The 18,714-nt window shown below is 72.2% G+C and carries 17 protein-coding genes; 9 read left to right on the forward strand and 8 right to left on the reverse strand.

Translation table 11 applies throughout. The features are described 5' to 3' along the window. The first annotated feature begins 27 nt into the window (after positions 1–27). Positions 28–741: a creatininase family protein gene (locus NQU55_RS10175; protein WP_168090892.1), complete on the forward strand. Its 714-nt coding sequence runs from the start codon at positions 28–30 to the stop codon at positions 739–741. Between the two features lie 62 nt (positions 742–803). Here the strand turns inward: NQU55_RS10175 and msrA are convergent, their stop codons facing one another. Both msrA and NQU55_RS10185 read right to left on the reverse strand, forming a co-directional pair. Further along, on the reverse strand, positions 804–1,499 hold the full coding sequence (gene msrA / locus NQU55_RS10180) for a peptide-methionine (S)-S-oxide reductase MsrA (protein WP_168090893.1): 696 nt from the start codon (positions 1,497–1,499) through the stop codon (positions 804–806). Positions 1,500–1,536: 37 nt separating this feature from the next. Next, positions 1,537–2,619 carry a hypothetical protein gene (locus NQU55_RS10185; RefSeq protein WP_168090894.1) on the reverse strand — a complete coding sequence of 361 codons (1,083 nt, stop codon included), beginning with the start codon at positions 2,617–2,619 and terminating at the stop codon, positions 1,537–1,539. A 143-nt stretch (positions 2,620–2,762) separates the two neighbouring features. Here NQU55_RS10185 and NQU55_RS10190 point away from each other — a divergent pair, with 143 nt between their 5' ends. Then, the gene (locus tag NQU55_RS10190; protein ID WP_058045982.1) at positions 2,763–3,908 is read left to right on the forward strand and encodes a cystathionine gamma-synthase; all 1,146 of its coding nucleotides are present in this window, start codon (positions 2,763–2,765) and stop codon (positions 3,906–3,908) included. 129 nt (positions 3,909–4,037) lie between these two features. Here NQU55_RS10190 and NQU55_RS10195 read toward each other — a convergent pair whose 3' ends face one another. After that, on the reverse strand, positions 4,038–4,538 hold the full coding sequence (locus NQU55_RS10195; RefSeq protein ID WP_058045983.1) for a MarR family winged helix-turn-helix transcriptional regulator: 501 nt from the start codon (positions 4,536–4,538) through the stop codon (positions 4,038–4,040). A 216-nt stretch (positions 4,539–4,754) separates the two neighbouring features. Here NQU55_RS10195 and ilvA point away from each other — a divergent pair, with 216 nt between their 5' ends. The 3 genes from ilvA (at position 4,755) to NQU55_RS10210 (ending at position 8,157) form a co-directional block, all read left to right on the forward strand. Continuing rightward, on the forward strand, positions 4,755–6,047 hold the full coding sequence (gene ilvA, locus NQU55_RS10200) for a threonine ammonia-lyase (protein ID WP_168090895.1): 1,293 nt from the start codon (positions 4,755–4,757) through the stop codon (positions 6,045–6,047). Between the two features lie 122 nt (positions 6,048–6,169). Then, a complete protein-coding gene (locus NQU55_RS10205) occupies positions 6,170–7,300 on the forward strand; it encodes an ATP-binding cassette domain-containing protein (RefSeq protein ID WP_168090896.1) in 1,131 nt (376 codons plus the stop codon). Further along, complete coding sequence (locus tag NQU55_RS10210) at positions 7,297–8,157, forward strand: ABC transporter permease (RefSeq protein ID WP_168090897.1); 861 nt, start codon at positions 7,297–7,299, stop codon at positions 8,155–8,157. The genes NQU55_RS10205 and NQU55_RS10210 overlap by 4 nt, the downstream gene beginning before the upstream one ends. Positions 8,158–8,367: 210 nt before the next feature. Here NQU55_RS10210 and greA read toward each other — a convergent pair whose 3' ends face one another. Then, on the reverse strand, positions 8,368–8,865 hold the full coding sequence (greA, locus tag NQU55_RS10215) for a transcription elongation factor GreA (RefSeq protein WP_168090899.1): 498 nt from the start codon (positions 8,863–8,865) through the stop codon (positions 8,368–8,370). A gap of 199 nt (positions 8,866–9,064) precedes the next feature. After that, entirely contained in the window at positions 9,065–9,475 is a 411-nt protein-coding gene (locus tag NQU55_RS10220) for a DUF4307 domain-containing protein (RefSeq protein WP_168090901.1), read from the reverse strand. Positions 9,476–9,598: 123 nt separating this feature from the next. Between NQU55_RS10220 and mca the strand changes: the two genes are divergently transcribed. The 3 genes from mca (at position 9,599) to NQU55_RS10235 (ending at position 13,374) form a co-directional block, all read left to right on the forward strand. Beyond that, entirely contained in the window at positions 9,599–10,468 is an 870-nt protein-coding gene (mca, locus tag NQU55_RS10225) for a mycothiol conjugate amidase Mca (RefSeq protein WP_168090903.1), read from the forward strand. Between the two features lie 4 nt (positions 10,469–10,472). Beyond that, positions 10,473–10,700 carry a hypothetical protein gene (locus NQU55_RS10230; RefSeq protein WP_168090904.1) on the forward strand — a complete coding sequence of 76 codons (228 nt, stop codon included), beginning with the start codon at positions 10,473–10,475 and terminating at the stop codon, positions 10,698–10,700. A gap of 610 nt (positions 10,701–11,310) precedes the next feature. Beyond that, a complete protein-coding gene (locus NQU55_RS10235; protein WP_168090905.1) occupies positions 11,311–13,374 on the forward strand; it encodes a thioredoxin domain-containing protein in 2,064 nt (687 codons plus the stop codon). Between the two features lie 112 nt (positions 13,375–13,486). On the opposite strand, the gene NQU55_RS10240 is transcribed toward NQU55_RS10235, so the two are convergent. The 3 genes from NQU55_RS10240 to trhA form a co-directional block, all read right to left on the reverse strand. Beyond that, on the reverse strand, positions 13,487–14,110 hold the full coding sequence (locus NQU55_RS10240) for a TetR/AcrR family transcriptional regulator (protein WP_168090906.1): 624 nt from the start codon (positions 14,108–14,110) through the stop codon (positions 13,487–13,489). Between the two features lie 10 nt (positions 14,111–14,120). Beyond that, positions 14,121–15,680 carry an MFS transporter gene (locus NQU55_RS10245; protein WP_256790309.1) on the reverse strand — a complete coding sequence of 520 codons (1,560 nt, stop codon included), beginning with the start codon at positions 15,678–15,680 and terminating at the stop codon, positions 14,121–14,123. Between the two features lie 149 nt (positions 15,681–15,829). Next, positions 15,830–16,588 carry a PAQR family membrane homeostasis protein TrhA gene (trhA, locus tag NQU55_RS10250; RefSeq protein WP_168090908.1) on the reverse strand — a complete coding sequence of 253 codons (759 nt, stop codon included), beginning with the start codon at positions 16,586–16,588 and terminating at the stop codon, positions 15,830–15,832. 265 nt (positions 16,589–16,853) lie between these two features. Here trhA and NQU55_RS10255 point away from each other — a divergent pair, with 265 nt between their 5' ends. Continuing rightward, entirely contained in the window at positions 16,854–18,695 is a 1,842-nt protein-coding gene (locus tag NQU55_RS10255) for a phosphoenolpyruvate carboxykinase (GTP) (protein WP_168090910.1), read from the forward strand. Positions 18,696–18,714 lie beyond the last annotated feature (19 nt).

The following is an 18,714-nucleotide window of genomic DNA, read 5'->3' on the forward strand; positions in this document are numbered from 1 at the left end:
CCGGAATTGATGAGAGATGCTGGGATCATGGACGAACTGATCACGCAAGCCACCACCGGCGACGAGCGCCGTCGAGGGCCCGCCGTCGCCGTCCTGCCCATCGGAAGCTTCGAGCAACACGGCGACCACTTGCCCCTGATCACCGACACCGTCATCGCCTGCCTGATCGCTCGTCGGCTCGCCGATGACCACGGCCTGTTCCTGCTACCACCGATCACCATGGCTTGCTCTCACGAGCACGCCCCCATGGCTGGCACGGTCAGCATCAGCGCCGGAACGCTGTACGCCATGGTCAACGACATCTGGAGATCGCTCGAAGCGTCCGGACACCCCGGGCTGATCATCGTCAACGGCCACGGCGGCAACTACGTCCTGTCGAACGTCGTCCAGGAGCTCAACGTCACCGGCCCCCGCGTCGCCCTCTTCCCCGTCAGCGAGGACCGGGCTCAGGCCCGCGCCGATGCCGATTTGGAGAGCAGCAGCGCCGAGGACATGCACGGCGGCGAGTTCGAGGTCTCTCTACTTCTCCACGGTGCGCCGCACCTGGTGCACGAGGGCATAGAGGGGGACGATCACTCGGCCCCGAAGCGCCCCCACCTACTCACCCTGGGCATGTCGGGCTACACCACCAACGGCATCATCGGACAGCCGTCGCTGGCCACCGCGGCCAAGGGCAAGGCGCTCCTGGACAGCTTCTCCCGTTCGGCGCGCGCTCACCTGGACGCGATAGCTGTGCGGTGACCTGCTCGGCGACCAGCCCCCGCCCGATGATCGCGACGGGGTGCCCTGTCAGCCTGTGCGCGTCAGTCCTCGACCGGCGCGATCCCCGTCGGGCACGAGCCGCCCCAGTTCGTCTCGAAGGGGTCACTCAGCTTGACGCCCGTGCCTCCTATGCCGCAATAACCCGCGGGATTCTTGTCCAAGTACTGCTGGTGATACGCCTCCGCGTACCAGAACGGCCCCGCCGGGAGGATTTCCGTGGTGATGGGGCCGTAGCCCGCGGCGTGCAGGACCTGTTGGTAGGAGTCGCGGGAGGTTTCCGCCGCCGTTTGCTGGGTGGGGGAGTGGGTGTAGACCGCCGAGCGGTACTGGGTGCCGCGGTCGTTGCCCTGGCGGAAGCCCTGGGTGGGGTTGTGGGATTCCCAGAAGAGCTTCAGGAGGGCGGTGTAGGGGACGACCGACGGGTCGAAGACCACGCGGACGACCTCGGTGTGGCCGGTCAGGCCGCTGCAGACCTCTTCGTAGGCGGGGTGCGGGGTGTGACCGCCCTGGTAGCCGACGAGGGTGGTCCAGACGCCTTCCGTCTGCCAGAACTTGCGCTCCGCGCCCCAGAAGCAGCCCAGGGCGAAGTCCGCCACCTCCAGGCCCGCGGGGTAGGGGCCGCCCAGGGGCGTGCCCAGGACCGTGTGGCGTTCCTGGAGGGGGAATTCCGGCTCGGGGCGGCCCTTGAGGGCTTCCTCGGGGGTGGGGAGGCGGGGTTCTCGGGTGGGGAAGAGCATGGTGGCGGCCTCCGGGAGTGGTGGGGAAGATCCGGTGTCAGGGCCAACGGTTCGCCGTGCCCGGCGATTCCCCGCCCGCGACCGCCAGCGCCCGGTACGCCGTGTACGCCGCGACGGGATCCGCCTCGTACGTCCACGGGACCGCGCCGATGTGCCCGTCGACGCGCTGCAGCTGCTCCAGGGCCTCCGGATAGCGCTCGGCGTTGACCAGGAACCACACCAGCAGGTGGCGCACGTGCGGCAGCACGGGGTGGGTCGCGGGGGCGTGGGCGGCCGCGTACTGGGCGGCCTGGATCGCGCGGGTGACGACCTCGCCGCGGTAGAGGCCCTGGACCAGATTGACGTCCGGCAGGTGGTCGTGGACGGCGAAGAGCGGCAGGGCCGGCAGCAGGCTGCCCTGAGGCGCGCCCGCGGCGGCGCGCTGCGCGAAGGCGTCGGCCTTCTCGCGGGAGCCGTGCCACTTCGCGCTCCAGTAGCGCAGCGCGGCCAGGTGCGCGCCCATGTGCTGGGGGGCGCGGGAGACGACCCGCTCCCACGCCGACTGGAACTCGGCCTCGCCGGCCCCCGTGCCGCGCGCCAGGCCCAGCTCGACGATCAGCGGCACCACGTCCTCCGGGGCCAGCCGGGCGGCCTCCGCGCAGACCGTGCCGGCCTCCTCCAGGATCATGCGGTAGTCCTCGGAGGAGGGGTCGCGCAGCGCCTGCTGGACGAGGAACTCGGCCTGGACGGCCGCGCCGCCCGCGTCCTCGGGGGCCACCACCCGCCAGTGCCGCAGCCACAGCCCGCCCGTGCCGGGCGCCTCGGCCAGCTCGCGGACCGCCGCGCCCGCCAGGGTCTGCACCCGCTGCCAGCGCTGCTCGGGGTCCTCGGTGTGCGAGAGCAGCTCGGCGGCCGGCTTCCAGTCCTGGGTGCGGCGGGCCTCCTCGACGGCGGAGAGCAGCTCGGGGTCGGGGCCGGGCAGGCGGACGTCCAGCTGCTCGGGCGGCAGGAAGCCGTACGACGCGGCCGTCGCCCCGGGGGAGGGGGTCAGGCCCGCGTGCGCCCGCCTGCGGCGCAGCGCCGGCCCGGCGAGGACGGCGCAGATCGCGAGGACGGCCAGCAGGATGAGCAGAAACTCCATGATCGGTCCTGAACGTGGGTGGGGCAGCGTAGTGCTACGAGTAGGGCTGTGTGAGGAACAACGCGCGAGGTCCGCGGATCGTTCATGCTCCGGTTACAAGTGAACACGGGTGTTCGGGTGTGCGGAGTACTAGGCTCGGGAAAATGAGCGATCAGCATGCATTCGAGACCCTTGCCATTCACGCCGGGCAGGAGCCGGACCCGCTGACCGGGGCTGTCGTGCCGCCGATCTACCAGGTGTCCACGTACAAGCAGGACGGCGTCGGCGGCCTGCGCGGCGGTTACGAGTACAGCCGCAGCGCCAATCCCACCCGTACCGCTCTGGAGGAGAACCTGGCGGCGCTGGAGGGCGGCGTACGCGGCCTCGCCTTCGCCTCCGGCCTGGCCGCCGAGGACACCCTGCTGCGCACGCTCCTGGCGCCCGGTGACCACGTGGTCATCCCGAACGACGCCTACGGCGGCACGTTCCGCCTCTTCGCCAAGGTGATCAGCCGCTGGGGCGTGGAGTGGTCGGTCGCCGACACCTCCGACCCGGCCGCCGTGCGCGCCGCCCTGCGGCCCACGACCAAGGTCATCTGGGTGGAGACCCCGTCGAACCCGCTGCTGGGCATCAGCGACATCGCCGCCCTCGCCGAGGTCGCGCACTCGGCCGGGATCCGCCTGGTCATCGACAACACCTTCGCCAGCCCCTACCTGCAGCAGCCGCTGGCGCTCGGTGCGGACGTCGTCGTGCACTCCACCACCAAGTACATGGGCGGTCACTCCGACGTCGTGGGCGGCGCGCTGGTCACCGCCGACGCGGCCCTGGCCGAGGAGCTCGCCTACCACCAGAACGCGATGGGCGCCGTCGCCGGCCCCTTCGACTCCTGGCTGACGCTGCGCGGCATCAAGACGCTGGCCGTGCGCATGGACCGGCACAGCGCCAACGCCGAGCGCGTGGCCGAGCTGCTCGTCTCCCACCCCAAGGTCACCCAGGTCTACTACCCGGGCCTGCCCGAGCACCCGCTGCACGAGGTCGCCGCCAAGCAGATGAAGGCCTTCGGCGGCATGGTGTCCTTCCGCGTCGAGGGCGGCCAGGAAGCGGCCGTGGAGATCTGCAACCGCACCGAGGTGTTCACCCTCGGCGAGTCCCTCGGCGGCGTCGAGTCGCTGATCGAGCACCCGGGCCTGATGACGCACGCGTCGACCGCCGGCTCGCAGCTGGAGGTCCCCGCGGACCTGGTGCGCCTGTCGGTGGGCATCGAGTCCGTCGACGACCTGCTCGCCGACCTCACGCAGGCGCTGGGCTAGTCCCCTGGCGCTCAGCGCCACCCGCACCTGCTGTTCTGCGCCGGGCGGGCCGGTTTCTTCCGGCCCGCCCGGCGCAGTTGTGTCTCCGCTGGTTCCCCCGGTTGCTCCCCCCCGGTCCGGTCAGGCCGGTCAGGCCGTCGGCGTCACCGGCGGCAGTGCGTTGTGGACCTCGGAGAGGGCCGTGTTGAAGCGGGTGAGCAGGGTGCAGAACGCGTCCCGCTCGTCCTCGCTCCAGCCGTCCGTCACCAGGGCCATCAGCGCGCGCCGCGAGGCCCGGACCTCCTCCAGGCGGGCCTTGCCGCGCGGGGAGAGCTGGAGGACGACGGCGCGGCCGTCCTCGGGGTGCGAGGTGCGCTTGACCAGGCCGGTGTCGACCAGCGGCGCCACCTGGCGGGTGACGGTCGAGGAGTCGATGCCCATGCCGGCCGCGAGCGCCTTCACGCCCATCGGACCTTCCTGGTCGAGGCGGTTGAGCAGCAGATAAGCGGCGCGGTCCATCGAGTTGCGGACCTGGCCCACGCCGCCGAGCCGCGTCTGTTCGGCGCGGCGTGCGAAGACGGCCACCTGGTGCTGGAGCGCGTCGAGGACACCTGGGGCGAGGTCGGTCGTCATGTCCGAAGGGGTGGGCATGGCCTGGGGCTCACTTCGTGCGTCGGGCAGGGAAGATTGGGGGACAGAGTACGCGGCCCGGAGGGCGCCTGGGCCGGTGCCGGGCAATCCGCTCCGCCGGTACCGAACAATCCGCTCGGTATGCATCGATATGCGCTGCCATGCGATCCGGAATCGTCCGGGCGATATGCGTCCGTTGCGACGGTCGTTACGCAAACGAGCTGCAAGACTGGCCTTATGGCCGCACGCGCAGCGGACGGAACGGATGCGGCGGACAGGGACGTACCGGACGTGCCGGACGGAGTCCGTCCACCGGCGGAGCCCCCTCGCGCGGTCACCCTCGACCACGTCCTCGGTGCCCGGAAGATCCTCTCGGGGGTCGTCCGCACCACGCCCCTGGAGGGCAGCCGCCACCTCTCCGGCCTGATCGGCGCGCCCGTCCACCTCAAGTGCGAGAACCTCCAGCGGACCGGCTCCTTCAAGGTGCGGGGCGCGTACACCCGGATCGCGGCGCTGGCGCGGGAGGAGCGCGCGGCGGGGGTCGTGGCCGCCAGCGCGGGCAACCATGCGCAGGGCGTGGCCCTGGCGGCCGCGCTCCTGGGCGTGCGCGCCACGGTGTTCATGCCGGTGAGCGCGCCCCTGCCGAAGATCGCCGCGACCCGCTCGTACGGCGCCGGGGTGCGGCTGTGCGGGCAGGGCCTGGACGAGGCGCTGAGCGCGGCCCGGCAGCACGCGCGCCGCACCGGCGCCGTCCTCGTCCACCCCTTCGACCACCCCGACGTCGTCGCAGGTCAGGGCACGGTGGGTCTGGAGATCCTGGAGCAGTGCCCCGAGGTGCGCACGATCGTGGTGGCCATGGGCGGCGGCGGGCTCGCGGCGGGCACCGCGGTGGCGGTCAAGGCGCTGCGGCCGGACGTGCGGATCGTGGGCGTGCAGGCGGCCGGCGCCGCCGCGTACCCGCCGTCGCTGGCCGCCGGGCGCCCCGTGACGCTCGCGGAGCCCGTGACGATGGCCGACGGCATCCTCGTGGGCCGCCCCGGCGCGGTGCCCTTCGCCCTGGTCCGGGAGCTGGTCGACGAGGTCCGGACGGTCTCCGAGGACGCGCTCGCCCGGGCGCTGCTGCTCTGCCTGGAGCGGGCCAAGATGGTCGTGGAGCCCGCCGGGGCCGCGCCGGTGGCGGCCCTGCTCGCGGAACCCGACTCGTTCGAGGGACCGCTCGTCGCCGTGTTGTCGGGCGGCAACGTCGACCCGCTGCTGCTGCAGCGCGTCCTGCGGCACGGCATGGCGGCGGCCGGCCGCTACCTGAGCCTGAGCGTGCGGCTGACCGACCGGCCGGGGGCGCTCGCGGCGCTCCTGGAGGTGCTCTCGGCGGCCGACGCGAACGTCCTGGACGTCGGCCACGTCCGCACCGACCCGCGGCTCGGCCTGACCGAGGCCGAGGTGGAGCTGCATCTGGAGACCAAGGGGCACGCGCACTGCGCCGCGGTACGGGAGGCCCTGCGGGCGGCGGGGTACCGGGTGACGGCCTGATCGCCGCGAACCGCCGCCCCGCAGGCGGCCGCATGCGACAAGTGGGGTGCGGCATTCACAGGGCGCAACGGCTGTCCCGAACGTAAAATCGGGCAGTACGTCACCAAGCGGGGAGTACTTCCATGCCAGGCGCCATTTATGCCGAAGGCCTGGTGAAGACCTTCGGCGACGTCAGGGCTCTGGACGGGGTCGATCTCGATGTGCCGGAAGGAACCGTTCTGGGGCTGCTCGGCCCCAACGGCGCCGGCAAGACCACCGCCGTACGCGTCCTGACCACTCTGCTCAAGCCCGACCGCGGTTCGGCCCTCGTGGCCGGCATCGACGTCCTGAAGAAGCCCGACGCGGTCCGCCGCTCCATCGGGCTGTCCGGCCAGTTCGCCGCCGTCGACGAGTATCTGACGGGCCGTGAGAACTTGCGCATGGTCGGCCAGCTCTACCAGATGAGCGCCCGCGCCGCGAAGGCCCGCGCGGGGGAGCTGCTGGAGCGCTTCGACCTCGCGGAGGCCGCGGACCGCATCGCCAAGACCTACTCGGGAGGCATGCGCCGCCGCCTCGACCTCGCCGCGGCCCTCGTCGTCAGCCCGCCCGTCATGTTCATGGACGAGCCCACCACCGGCCTGGACCCGCGCAACCGCCAGGGCCTGTGGGAGGTCATCCAGGAACTGGTGGCCGGCGGCACCACCCTCCTGCTCACCACCCAGTACCTGGAGGAGGCCGACCACCTCGCCCACGACATCTGCGTGGTCGACCACGGAAAGGTCATCGCGCGCGGCACCTCCGACCAGCTCAAGGCCCGTACCGGCGGCGAGCGCGTCGAAGTCGTCGTGCGCAGCCCCGAGCACATCGCCACCGCCGACGAGGTCCTGCTGGGCTTCGGCAAGGGCGCGTCCTCGGTCGAGAAGCACACCCGCAAGGTCACCGTGCCGGTCTCCGGCGGCGCGAAGCTGCTCGCCGAGGTCATCAGAGAGCTCGACGCCCGCGGGATCGACATCGACGACATCGCCCTGCGCCGCCCGACCCTGGACGACGTCTTCATCTCGCTCACCGGTCACGCCGCGGAGACGGACGCCGCGGAGACAGGCGCCGCGGGGAACGGCGCCGCCGGGAACGGCGACGGCGGGAACGGCGACGGCGGGAACGGCGACGGCGGGGCGGCCGGTCCCGCCGGGGCCGCCGCGGGAGCGGCCGGGGACGCCGGAGCGCAGCAGGACGGAGCACAGCAGGACGGAGCGCAGCAGGAGGTCAGGCCATGAGCGTCGTCGGAAGCGCCGCCTCCAGGGAAGCGGCCCTGCGGGTGCACGGCGGCCTCGGCCGCTCCGTGCGCGACTCCCTGGTCGTCGCCAAGCGCAATCTGATCCGCATGGCGCGCATCCCCGAAGTGGTCATTTTCGGGCTTATTCAGCCGATCATGTTTGTGGTGCTGTTCAGTTACGTCTTCGGCGGCTCCATCGCCGTCGGCGGCAGCACGGACCCGGACACCTACCGCCAGTTCCTGATGGCGGGCATCTTCGCCCAGACCGTCACCTTCGCCACCGCCGGCGCCGGAGCGGGCATCGCCGACGACATGCACAAGGGGCTCATCGACCGCTTCCGGTCCCTGCCCATGGCCCGCGGGGCCGTCCTCACCGGCCGCACGCTCGCCGACCTCGTCCAGACCGCGCTCACGCTCGTCGTGCTCGCGATCGTCGCCGTGATCGTCGGGTGGCGCGTCTACAACGGCATCCCCAAGGCCGTGGCGGGCTTCGCCCTGCTGCTCCTGCTCGGCTACGCCTTCTCCTGGATCGGCGCCCTGATCGGGCTGTCCGTACGGACCCCGGAGGCGGCCACCTCGGGCGGGCTGATCTGGCTCTTCCCGCTCACCTTCATCTCCAACGCCTTCGTGCCCGCCGACAACATGCCCACCGTGCTGCGCACCATCGCCGAGTGGAACCCCTTCAGCGCGACCGTGCAGGCGGCCCGGGAGCTCTTCGGCAACCTGCCGGCGGGCTATCCCGTGCCGTCGGCGTGGCCGATGCAGCACCCGGTGTGGGCGTCGCTGATCTGGTCGGTGCTGATCATCGCGCTGTTCCGGACGCTGTCGGTGCGGAAGTTCCGGTCGGCGACGGCCTGAGGGGGCCTGAAGACGGCATGAGGGGGTCCTGAAGACGTCCTGAGGGTGGCCTGAGGAGGTCCTCAGGGCGGCCTGAGGACGGCCTGAAGGGGTCCTGAGGGCCTGAGGGGGTCCCGAGGGTGTTCACCACCGGGAACCGCCCGGAAAGCGCCGTGCCCCGTACTCCCGGGAGAGGAGTACGGGGCACGGTCACGGTCGCGTCCGTGGGGCTCAGCCGGTGTACGGCTTGGCCTCCAGGATGCGCACCATGGCCTTCTTGCCGTTCGGCAGCTCGTACTGGGCGTCCTCGCCGATCTTCTTGCCGTTGACGCCGGAGCCCAGCGGGGACTGCGGCGAGTACGTCTCGATGTCCGAGCTGGCGTACTCGCGGGAGGCGAGGAGGAACTCCAGGGTGTCGTCCACGTCGCCGTCGAAGGCGATGGTCACGACCATGCCGGGCGCGACGACGCCGGTGGCCGCCGGGGCCTCGCCGACCTTCGCGCTCTCCAGCAGCTGGGTGAGCTGGCGCACGCGGAGCTCCTGCTTGCCCTGCTCCTCCTTGGCCGCGTGGTACCCGCCGTTCTCTCGCAGGTCACCCTCCTCGCGGGCCGCCGCGATCTTGCCGGCGATCTCGGTGCGAGCGGGACCAGACAGGTACTCCAGCTCGGCCTTGAGCTGGTCGTACGCCTCCTGAGTCAGCCAGGTGACGTTGTCGCTGGTCTGGGTCACAGGTGCTCCTCGTCGGTACTGGGGAATGCTTGGGGATACATCGCGATAACAAATGAACGCCCTACTCAGAAGGGTGCACCTTCAAAGCGGGGCGAAACCACGAGCCTAACAATTCCGTCCCGAAAGGGGGAAGAAGTAAACGGGAGAAATCACGCAAGCGCTGCGTCAATGCAGGTCAGCGCGGGGTGGCCGGGGCGGCTCAGCTGCCGGAGACGGAGCGGCAGCCCTCGAGGTCGGTGGCGGCCGCGTGCGCCGTGGTGCGCAGGACGACCGTCTCGGTGAAGTGCTCCTCGCGCCGGTCGAGCGTGACGTCCTTGCGGCCGACCTCGGCGCCGTTCGCGCCCAGGGAGCGCAGGGTGCACACCGCGGTGCGGTCCTTGTCCTTGCGGACCTCGATGACCGCCTCCACCGTGTCGTCCGACACGGGCTTCGAGCGGAGGAGCTGTCCCGTCACGTCGGTCGTGGTGATGTAGTGCACACCCGACCAGGCGACGACGCCCAGCAGCCCCGCGCCCAGCACGGCGCCGACGATCTTGAGCTTGCGGTCCGCGCGCGCGTCCGCCGAGCGGCCGTAGCGACCGTCGGGAAGGCCCTCGCGTGCCGCAGCCATGATCTTCCTCCGGGTCGGTGCTGGTCGGGAAACAGGAATGAAACGCCTCCCGCTTCGGTCACTATAGGAGGCGCCCCGACACACCGATAAGACGGGCCATGACCAGTGACCGAGGACGAAGTCTTGACTGAGCAGCTGCGACTGATGGCCGTGCACGCCCACCCCGACGACGAGTCGAGCAAGGGCGCGGCCACGATGGCCAAGTACGTGTCCGAGGGGGTGGACGTGCTGGTGGCCACCTGCACGGGCGGCGAGCGCGGCTCCATCCTCAACCCCAAGCTCCAGGGCGACCCGTACATCGAGGAGCACATCCACGAGGTCCGGGCCAAGGAGATGGCCGAGGCGCGCGACATCCTCGGCGTCAAGCAGGAGTGGCTGGGCTTCGTCGACTCCGGCCTGCCGGAGGGCGACCCGCTGCCGCCGCTGCCCGAGGGCTGCTTCGCCGTCCAGGACGTGGACGAGGCGGCCGGGCGCCTGGTGAAGCTCATCCGCGAGTTCCGTCCGCACGTCGTCACCACGTACGACGAGAACGGCGGCTACCCGCACCCCGACCACATCATGACCCACAAGATCACGATGGTGGCCTTCGAGGCCGCCGGCGACCCCGAGCGCTACCCCGAGGCCGGCGAGCCCTGGCAGCCGCAGAAGCTCTACTACAACCAGGGCTTCAACCGTCAGCGCACGCAGGCGCTGCACGACGCGCTGCTGGAGCGCGGCATGGAGTCCCCCTACGGGGAGTGGCTGGAGCGCTGGCACACCATGGGCCGCGAGCGCACGCTGACCACGTTCGTGCCCTGCGGCGACTTCTTCGAGATCCGCGACAAGGCGCTGATCGCGCACGCCACGCAGATCGACCCGGACGGCGGCTGGTTCCGCGTGCCGCTGGACCTCCAGCGCGAGGTGTGGCCCACGGAGGAGTACGAGCTGGCGAAGTCTCTCGTCGGCACGTCCCTCCCCGAGGACGACCTCTTCGCGGGCATCCGCAACAATTGACCCCATGATGAGCTCCCTCGCCGCCACCCAGCTGGTGCCGCTCGCCGAAGAACTCGACAAGAACAAGGTCACCCCCGGTGTCCTCGGCTTCATCGTCTTCGCCGTCATCGGCGTGGCGGTGTGGTTCCTGATGAAGAGCATGAACAAGCACATGAAGCGAGTGGACTTCGCCGAGGAGCCGGACGTCTCCGGCGCGGCACCGGTCGCCTCCGGCGAGGTCCGGCAGGGCTGACTCGGGGGTCGCCGCCGGGCGGAGCGGTCCTCCCTGCAGGAGGGGTGGATTCGGCACCGCCGGTGGCTGTGCCGTCGGGTGTTTCGCCGTTGCGGTGGAGGAGTTCTTCCCGCCGCGGCGGTGATCAGCCATGTGCATGCGTTCCGGCGGTGCCGGATCGTCCTCCGGCCGTCGGTGTGCCGGGGGCTGCCGGTGGGTTCGGCACCGCCGGTGGCCGCCGTCGGGGCGTTTCGCCGTTGCGGCGGGAAAGATCTGCCGCCGCAGTGGTGATCAGCCATGCCGGCGCGTGCCGGCGGTGCCGGACCGGCGTCGGCCGGTGGGTGGTGTCCGGCTCGGCCGGCCCGGGTCCCGGGCGGGTCCGGCCGTCGGTGTGCCGGGGCGGCCTGCCGGGGTGTGTTCGGCACCGCCGGTGGCCGCCGGTGGCCGCCGTTGGGCGTTTCGCCGTTGCGGCGGAAGATTTTCCGCCGCGGCGGTGATCAGCCATATGCATGCGTCCCGGCGGTGCAGGGCGACGCGGCCCCTGGTGTGCGGTGTCTCCGGGCCCGTGGCCCGGTCGCGGACACGGGCCCACCGCCGCCCCGTACGGAAGCCCGTGCGCGAGGATGGGCGTATGCCCAATCGACTGGCGCACGAGACGTCCCCCTATCTCCTCCAGCACGCCGGCAACCCGGTCGACTGGTGGCCGTGGTCGGCCGAAGCCTTCGCCGAGGCGCGGCGGCGGAACGTGCCGGTGCTGCTGAGCGTCGGCTATTCGAGCTGTCACTGGTGTCACGTGATGGCGCACGAGTCCTTCGAGGACGACGCCACCGCGGCCCTCCTCAACGAGCACTTCGTCTCCGTGAAGGTCGACCGCGAGGAGCGGCCCGACATCGACGCGGTGTACATGGAGGCCGTCCAGGCCGCCACGGGCCAGGGCGGCTGGCCGATGACGGTCTTCCTCACGCCCGAGGCCGAGCCGTTCTACTTCGGCACCTACTTCCCGCCCGCCCCCCGGCACGGCATGCCGGGCTTCCAGCAGGTCCTGGAGGGCGTGCGGGCGGCGTGGCGCGACCGCCGTGAGGAGGTCGGCCAGGTCGCCGGCCGCATCGTGCGGGAGCTGTCCGAGCGCACGCTCGCCCTGGGCGTCGCGGGGGAGAAGGGCGCCCCGCCGCAGCCCCCGTCCGCCGAGGACGTGCACGCCGCGCTGCTGGCGCTCACCCGTGACTTCGACGCGGTGCGCGGCGGGTTCGGCGGGGCGCCGAAGTTCCCGCCGTCCATGACGCTGGAGTTCCTGCTGCGCCACCACGCCCGTACGGGCTCCGCGGGCGCCCTGGAGATGGTGCAGGCCACCTGCGAGGCGATGGCCCGGGGCGGCATCTACGACCAGCTGGGCGGCGGCTTCGCCCGCTACTCGGTCGACGCGGAGTGGGTGGTCCCGCACTTCGAGAAGATGCTCTACGACAACGCCCTGCTCTGCCGCGTCTACGCGCACCTGTGGCGCGCCACCGGCTCCGAGCAGGCCCGCCGCGTCGCCCTGGAGACCGCCGACTTCCTGGTCCGCGAGATGCGCACCGAGCAGGGCGGCTTCGCCTCCGCGCTGGACGCGGACAGCGACGACGGCACGGGGCGGCACGCCGAGGGCGCCTACTACGTGTGGACGCCGCAGCAGCTGCGCGACGTGCTCGGCGAGGAGGACGCCCTGCTCGCGGCGGCGCACTTCGGCGTCACCGAGGAGGGCACCTTCGAGGAGGGCGCCTCCGTCCTCCAGCTGCCCGACTCCGAGGAGCTCCTGGACGCCGGCAAGCTGGACTCGGTGCGCCGCAGGCTCCTCGCGGCGCGCGAACAGCGGCCCCGGCCCGGCCGCGACGACAAGGTCGTGGCCGCCTGGAACGGGCTCGCCGTCGCCGCGCTGGCCGAGACGGGCGCCTACTTCGACCGGCCGGACCTCGTCCAGGCCGCCACGGACGCCGCCGACCTGCTGGTCCGTACGCACATGGACTGGCACGCCCGGCTCTTCCGCACCTCCCTGGACGGCACGGCCGGCTCCCACGCGGGCGTCCTGGAGGACTACGGCGACGTCGCCGAGGGCTTCCTCGCGCTGAGCGCCGTCACCGGCGAGGGCGTCTGGGTGGACTTCGCGGGCCTGCTCCTGGACACGGTCCTCACCCGCTTCACCGGCGCGGACGGCGCGCTCTTCGACACCGCCGACGACGCCGAGGCGCTCATCCGCCGCCCGCAGGACCCGATGGACAACGCCACCCCGTCGGGCTGGAGCGCCGCCTGCGGAGCGCTGCTGACCTACGCCGCGTACACCGGCAGCACCACGCACCGCGAGGCGGCCGAGCGGGCGCTCGGCGTCGTGCGGGCGCTGGGCCCGCGGGCGCCGCGCTTCATCAGCTGGGGACTGGCGGTGGCCGAGGCCCTGCTCGACGGCCCCCGCGAGGTCGCCGTCGTGGGCCTGCCGGACGATCCGGCCACCGTGGCGCTGCACCGTACCGCCCTGCTGGCCACGGCGCCCGGCCTGGCCGTCGCCGTGGGCGGGCCCCCGCCGGCGTCCGAGCCGGCAGCGGTCGAGGTGCCGCTGCTCGCGCACCGGCCGCTGGCCGACGGGCGCGCGGTGGCGTACGTGTGCCGCGGCTTCACCTGCGACGCGCCGACGACGGATCCGGAGGCGCTGGCGGAGAGCCTGCGCTGAGCCCGGCCGGGCTGATGGGACACCGGCCGGGCTGTGGGACACCGGCCGGCGTGACGCCGGGCCGGCCGGTTCCAGGTGGCGGGCGTAGGAGACGGGCGTCAGGACGCGGGCGTCAGAGCGTCAGGCCTCGCGCCAGGACGTCCAGCGCCTGCCCGATGAGCGCGATGAGGTCACCCGTCTGGCCCTGCTCGACCCAGCACATGAGGGCCTCGTTCATCGCCGCGAAGATCGCGCTGACGACGATGCGCAGCTCGACGTCGTCGGCCGGGCGCCCGGTGCGCTCGGCCAGGACGGCGCAGAGCATGCGCGCCGAATCCGTCATGCCCTCGGCGGCCCGGGCACGCAGGGCGGGCACCTCGCGCATGAGCCGGGTGCGCTGGCGGAGCTCGGCCAGGTCGCGGTCGATGATGCGCTGCATCGAGTCGACGACGCCCTGCCGGATGGCCTCGACCGGGCTTTCCCCGGCCGGGCGGGCCCGGATCGCGGCCTCCAGCACCGGGTCGTACTCGTCCGTGAGGACGATGTCCTCCTTGGTGGGGAAGTACCGGAAGACGGTGCTGGGGGAGACGTCCGCGGCTTCCGCGATCCGGTCGACCGGCGTCGCGTCGTAGCCCTGCTGCTCGAAGAGCCGGTAGGCGGCGCGGCGGATCGCCTGACGGGTCTGGATCTTCTTCCGCTCGCGCAGTCCGAGCCGGGGCCCGGCCTGTGCGACGGAAGGTGTATCTGCGGAGGCCATGCCTGCATTCTCAGGCATCGGCCTTCCGCGGAACCACTTCCCGGGCCTCCGCGGGCCGCGCCTCCGCAGGCCCGGCCGCCCCGGCCCCGGCCTGCTTGCCGGGCAGGAAGGCGGCGGTGAGGGCCGCGGCGGCGATCGCCGCGATGCCGCAGGCGAGCAGGGCGAGGTCCATGCCGTGGACGAACGCGGCGTCCGCCGACCGGGCGAGTGCCGCGTCCCCGAGCCGCGCGGCCACCTGGTGCGCGGCCACCACGGAGTCGCCCGCGGCGTCCGCCGCGGCGGGGGGCAGGCCGCCGGTGTCGAGGCGGGCGGCGAACGAGCCGGCGATGAGGCTGCCGAGCACCGCGACGCCGACGGCCCCCGCGACCTGACGCAGCGTCATCAGCAGCCCGGAGCCGCTGCCCGCCCGGTCCCGCGGCAGGGCGCCGAGCGCCCCGTCCATGGCCGGGAGGATCCCGAAGCCGAACCCGAAGCCGGCGAGCGTCAGCCACAGCGCGGTGAAGCCGTAGCCGTCGCCGGCCTCCGTGCGGCTGCCGGTCAGCGCGGCGGCGGCGAGCACGAGCAGGGCGCCGGGGATGACGACGCGGGAGCCGAAGCGCCCGGCGAGGGGCCCGGCGGCGCGCGAGGCCACCAGCAGCCCGCCCATCATCGGCAGCATCCGCAGCCCGGTGCCGAAGGCGTCCTGGCCCTGGACGGTCTGCAGGTGCTGGGGGACGACGAACAGCAGGCCGGTGAGGGCGAAGGTCACCAGGGCCGCGGCCAGGGTGTTCCAGCGGAACGCCCGGTTGCGCAGCAGGGCCACGTCCAGCACGGGCCGGGCCGAGCGGCGCTCGCGCAGCACCAGGGCGGTGAGCAGGAGGACCGCCGCGGCGAGCGCGCCGAGCACGAGGGGCGAGGACCAGCCGCGCGCCGGGCCCTCGTTGACGCCGGCGACGAGGGCGGCCAGGCCGGTGACGGTCAGGGCGGTGGACCGCAGGTCCACCTTCGGGGACGCGGGGTCCCTGGTCTCCGGGAGCAGGAAGAGGCACGCGGCGATGCCGAGGGCCACGAGGGGGACGTTGACGAGGAAGACCGACCCCCACCAGAAGTGGTCCAGCAGCCAGCCGCCGACGATCGGGCCGAGCGGCAGGCCCAGCGCGGAGGCGGACGAGACGGCGCCCAGCGCCCGGGAGCGCTCCTCGGCGGGGAAGAGCGACGGCAGCACGGACAGCGCGAGCGGCATGATCAGCGCCCCGCCCGCGCCCAGGACCACGCGGGCGGCGACGACGAGCCCGGGGCTGGTGACGAACGCGCCGAAGAGCGATCCGGCGAGGAAGATCCCGAGGCCGGCCAGGAGCATCCGGCGGCGGCCGAAGCGGTCGCCGAGCAGACCCGCGGGGAGCATCAGGGCGGCGAAGACGATCAGGTAGGAGTCGGCGATCCAGGTCTGCTCGGCGCTGTCGGCGCCCAGCTGGGCCGCCATCTCCGGCAGGGCCACGTTCAGGATCGTGCCGTCGAAGCCGAGGACGAGCATGCAGGCGACCAGGGCGCCGAGGGCCCACCACCGGCGGGGGTCGGGACGGGTGCTCACGGCACACCTCCGAAAGAGAGTTGAAGTCAAATGACAGTAACTCTCAAAAGATGGACACTGTCAATCAGGGTCCGGGAGCGGGCATGAAAAAACGGCCGCGACCTCTGCGGTCGCGGCCGTCCTGCGAAGGAGGGGAAGGGGTGGCAGGCTCAGGCGTGGGTGTAGGCCACCAGGGAGATGCCGACGTAGTGCACGATGAACGCCGCCAGCGTGAGCGAGTGGAAGACCTCGTGGAAGCCGAACCAGCGCGGCGAGGGGTTCGGCCGCTTGATCCCGTAGATCACGCCGCCGGCGCTGTAGAGCAGCCCGCCGACGACCACCAGGACGAGGACGGCGATGCCGCCCTTGCGCAGGAAGTCCGGGAGGAAGAAGACCGCGGCCCAGCCCATGGCGATGTAGCAGGGGGTGTAGAGCCAGCGCGGGGCGCCGACCCAGAAGACGCGGAAGGCGATGCCCGCCGCGGCGGCCGCCCAGACGGCCCACAGCAGCACTTGTCCGCGGCCGCCCGGGATCAGCAGCATCGTCAGCGGGGTGTACGTACCGGCGATGATCAGAAAAATGTTCGCGTGGTCGAGGCGGCGCAGGACGGCGTTGGCGCGCGGGCTCCAGTCGCCCCGGTGGTAGAGGGCGCTGATGCCGAACAGCGACCCTGCGGTCAGGACGTAGACGGCGCACGCGATCCGGCCGCGCGTGCTGTCGGCGAGAGCGGTCAGGAAGACGCCGGCGATCAGCACGGCGGGGAACATCCCTGCGTGCAGCCAGCCGCGCAGGCGCGGCTTCACGGGGACCGGCGGGTCGGCGGGCAGGCCGGCGGCGGAGGGTGCGGCCCCGGCGGGGAGGGCTGCTGCGGCCGCGGCGCCGGCGGGCGCGGGGAGCGCGGAAGGCGCTGCGTCGGGCGCGGGAGTCATGGCCGACATGCTACCTACGCCACCGTAAGTTACGGATCAGTATCGCGTGGCGATGGTCACGGGGGCGCCCCCTGGACAGAATGTCGACGGAGTCGGATGATCAAATGAGTGCGGGCGGCACCGGATGAGCAGTCACGAAGCGTCTGGGTCGCAGCCCCCAAGGGGCATCCATCCATAGAAGCGGACTTCGCGGGCGAAACGGGCGAGTCCGTCAACCCTCAACATCTACGCCGGCCAGTGTGGATTCCGGCGGGACGGAGCGATCGTGGCGCGCAGTGATGCGGCTCCCACCACCCCCACCCAGCACCAGGAGCTGATCTCCTGGGTCGACGAGATCGCCGCCCTCACCCAGCCGGACCGCGTGGTCTGGTGCGACGGTTCCGAGGCGGAGTACGAGCGCCTGAGCGAGGAGCTCGTCCGCAAGGGCACCTTCAGGAAGCTCGACCCGGTCAAGCGCCCCAACTCGTACTACGCCGCCTCCGACCCCAGTGACGTGGCACGCGTCGAGGACCGCACGTTCATCTGCTCCGAGAAGGAGGAGGACGCCGGCCCGACCAACCACTGGAAGGCCCCCGCCGAGATGCGGGAGATCTTCCGGGGCAAGGACGACCAGGGCGGCATCTTCCGCGGCTCCATGCGCGGCCGCACGATGTACGTCGTGCCCTTCTGCATGGGCCCGGTCGGCTCCCCGCTGTCCGCGATCGGCGTCGAGATCACCGACTCGGCCTACGTCGCCGTCTCCATGCGCACCATGACCCGGATGGGCCAGGCCGTCCTCGACGAGCTCGGCACCGACGGCTTCTTCGTCAAGGCCGTCCACACCCTCGGCGCGCCGCTCGCCGAGGGCGAGGCCGACGTCCCGTGGCCGTGCAACACCACCAAGTACATCTCGCACTTCCCCGAGGACCGCGAGATCTGGTCCTACGGCTCCGGCTACGGCGGCAACGCCCTGCTGGGCAAGAAGTGCTACGCCCTGCGCATCGCGTCCGTGATGGCGCGCGACGAGGGCTGGCTCGCCGAGCACATGCTCATCCTCAAGCTCACCCCGCCCCAGGGCGAGTCCAAGTACGTCGCCGCGGCCTTCCCGTCCGCCTGCGGCAAGACCAACCTCGCCATGCTGGAGCCCACGGTCTCCGGCTGGACCGTCGAGACCATCGGCGACGACATCGCCTGGATGCGCTTCGGCGCGGACGGCCGCCTCTACGCCATCAACCCCGAGGCCGGCTTCTTCGGCGTCGCCCCCGGCACCGGCGAGCACACCAACGCCAACGCCATGAAGACCCTCTGGGGCAACTCCGTCTTCACCAACGTCGCCCTCACCGACGACGGCGACGTGTGGTGGGAGGGGATGACCGAGGAGCAGCCCGCCCACCTGACGGACTGGAAGGGCAACGACTGGACCCCGGCCTCGCCCACCCCGGCCGCCCACCCCAACGCCCGCTTCACCGTCCCCGCCTCGCAGTGCCCGATCATCGCGCCCGAGTGGGAGGACCCCAAGGGCGTGCCGATCTCCGCGATCCTCTTCGGCGGCCGCCGCGCCTCCGCCGTCCCGCTGGTGACCGAGTCCTTCGACTGGCAGCACGGCGTCTTCCTCGGCGCCAACGTCGCCTCCGAGAAGACCGCGGCCGCCGAGGGCAAGGTCGGCGAGCTGCGCCGCGACCCCTTCGCCATGCTGCCCTTCTGCGGCTACAACATGGGCGACTACATGGGCCACTGGGTCAACGTCGGCAAGACCGCAATCGCCAAGGGGGACGAGTCCAAGCTCCCGAAGATCTACTACGTCAACTGGTTCCGCAAGGACGCCGACGGCCGGTTCGTGTGGCCGGGCTTCGGTGACAACAGCCGCGTCCTGAAGTGGATCGTCGACCGCCTCGACGGCCGCGCCGAGGGCGTCGAGACCCCCATCGGCATCCTGCCGACCCGCGAGGCGCTCGACACCGCGGGCCTGCGCATCTCGGACGAGGACCTCGACCTGCTGCTGACGGTGGACGAGGAGGTCTGGCGCGAGGAGGCCGCGCTGATCCCCGAACACCTGAACACCTTCGGCGACCACACGCCGAAGGAGCTGTGGGACGAGTACCGGGCGCTGGTACGGCGCCTGGGCTGACGGCCCGGGTCGCGCGCGA

The organism is Streptomyces telluris, from assembly GCF_024519335.1.
Taxonomy (GTDB): domain Bacteria; phylum Actinomycetota; class Actinomycetes; order Streptomycetales; family Streptomycetaceae; genus Streptomyces; species Streptomyces telluris.

Bases quoted from the DNA above. Each gene is read 5' to 3' on its own strand.
- msrA (WP_168090893.1), bottom strand. From the start codon at position 1,499: ATGCTCTTCCCCACCCGAGAACCCCGCCTCCCCACCCCCGAGGAAGCC.
- NQU55_RS10240 (WP_168090906.1), bottom strand. From the start codon at position 14,110: ATGGCCTCCGCAGATACACCTTCCGTCGCACAGGCCGGGCCCCGGCTC.
- trhA (WP_168090908.1), bottom strand. From the start codon at position 16,588: ATGACTCCCGCGCCCGACGCAGCGCCTTCCGCGCTCCCCGCGCCCGCC.
- NQU55_RS10210 (WP_168090897.1), top strand. From the start codon at position 7,297: ATGAGCGTCGTCGGAAGCGCCGCCTCCAGGGAAGCGGCCCTGCGGGTG.
- NQU55_RS10230 (WP_168090904.1), top strand. From the start codon at position 10,473: ATGATGAGCTCCCTCGCCGCCACCCAGCTGGTGCCGCTCGCCGAAGAA.
- NQU55_RS10185 (WP_168090894.1), bottom strand. From the start codon at position 2,619: ATGGAGTTTCTGCTCATCCTGCTGGCCGTCCTCGCGATCTGCGCCGTC.
- NQU55_RS10220 (WP_168090901.1), bottom strand. From the start codon at position 9,475: ATGGCTGCGGCACGCGAGGGCCTTCCCGACGGTCGCTACGGCCGCTCG.
- NQU55_RS10235 (WP_168090905.1), top strand. From the start codon at position 11,311: ATGCCCAATCGACTGGCGCACGAGACGTCCCCCTATCTCCTCCAGCAC.
- NQU55_RS10190 (WP_058045982.1), top strand. From the start codon at position 2,763: ATGAGCGATCAGCATGCATTCGAGACCCTTGCCATTCACGCCGGGCAG.
- ilvA (WP_168090895.1), top strand. From the start codon at position 4,755: ATGGCCGCACGCGCAGCGGACGGAACGGATGCGGCGGACAGGGACGTA.
- NQU55_RS10195 (WP_058045983.1), bottom strand. From the start codon at position 4,538: ATGCCCACCCCTTCGGACATGACGACCGACCTCGCCCCAGGTGTCCTC.
- NQU55_RS10175 (WP_168090892.1), top strand. From the start codon at position 28: ATGGACGAACTGATCACGCAAGCCACCACCGGCGACGAGCGCCGTCGA.
- NQU55_RS10205 (WP_168090896.1), top strand. From the start codon at position 6,170: ATGCCAGGCGCCATTTATGCCGAAGGCCTGGTGAAGACCTTCGGCGAC.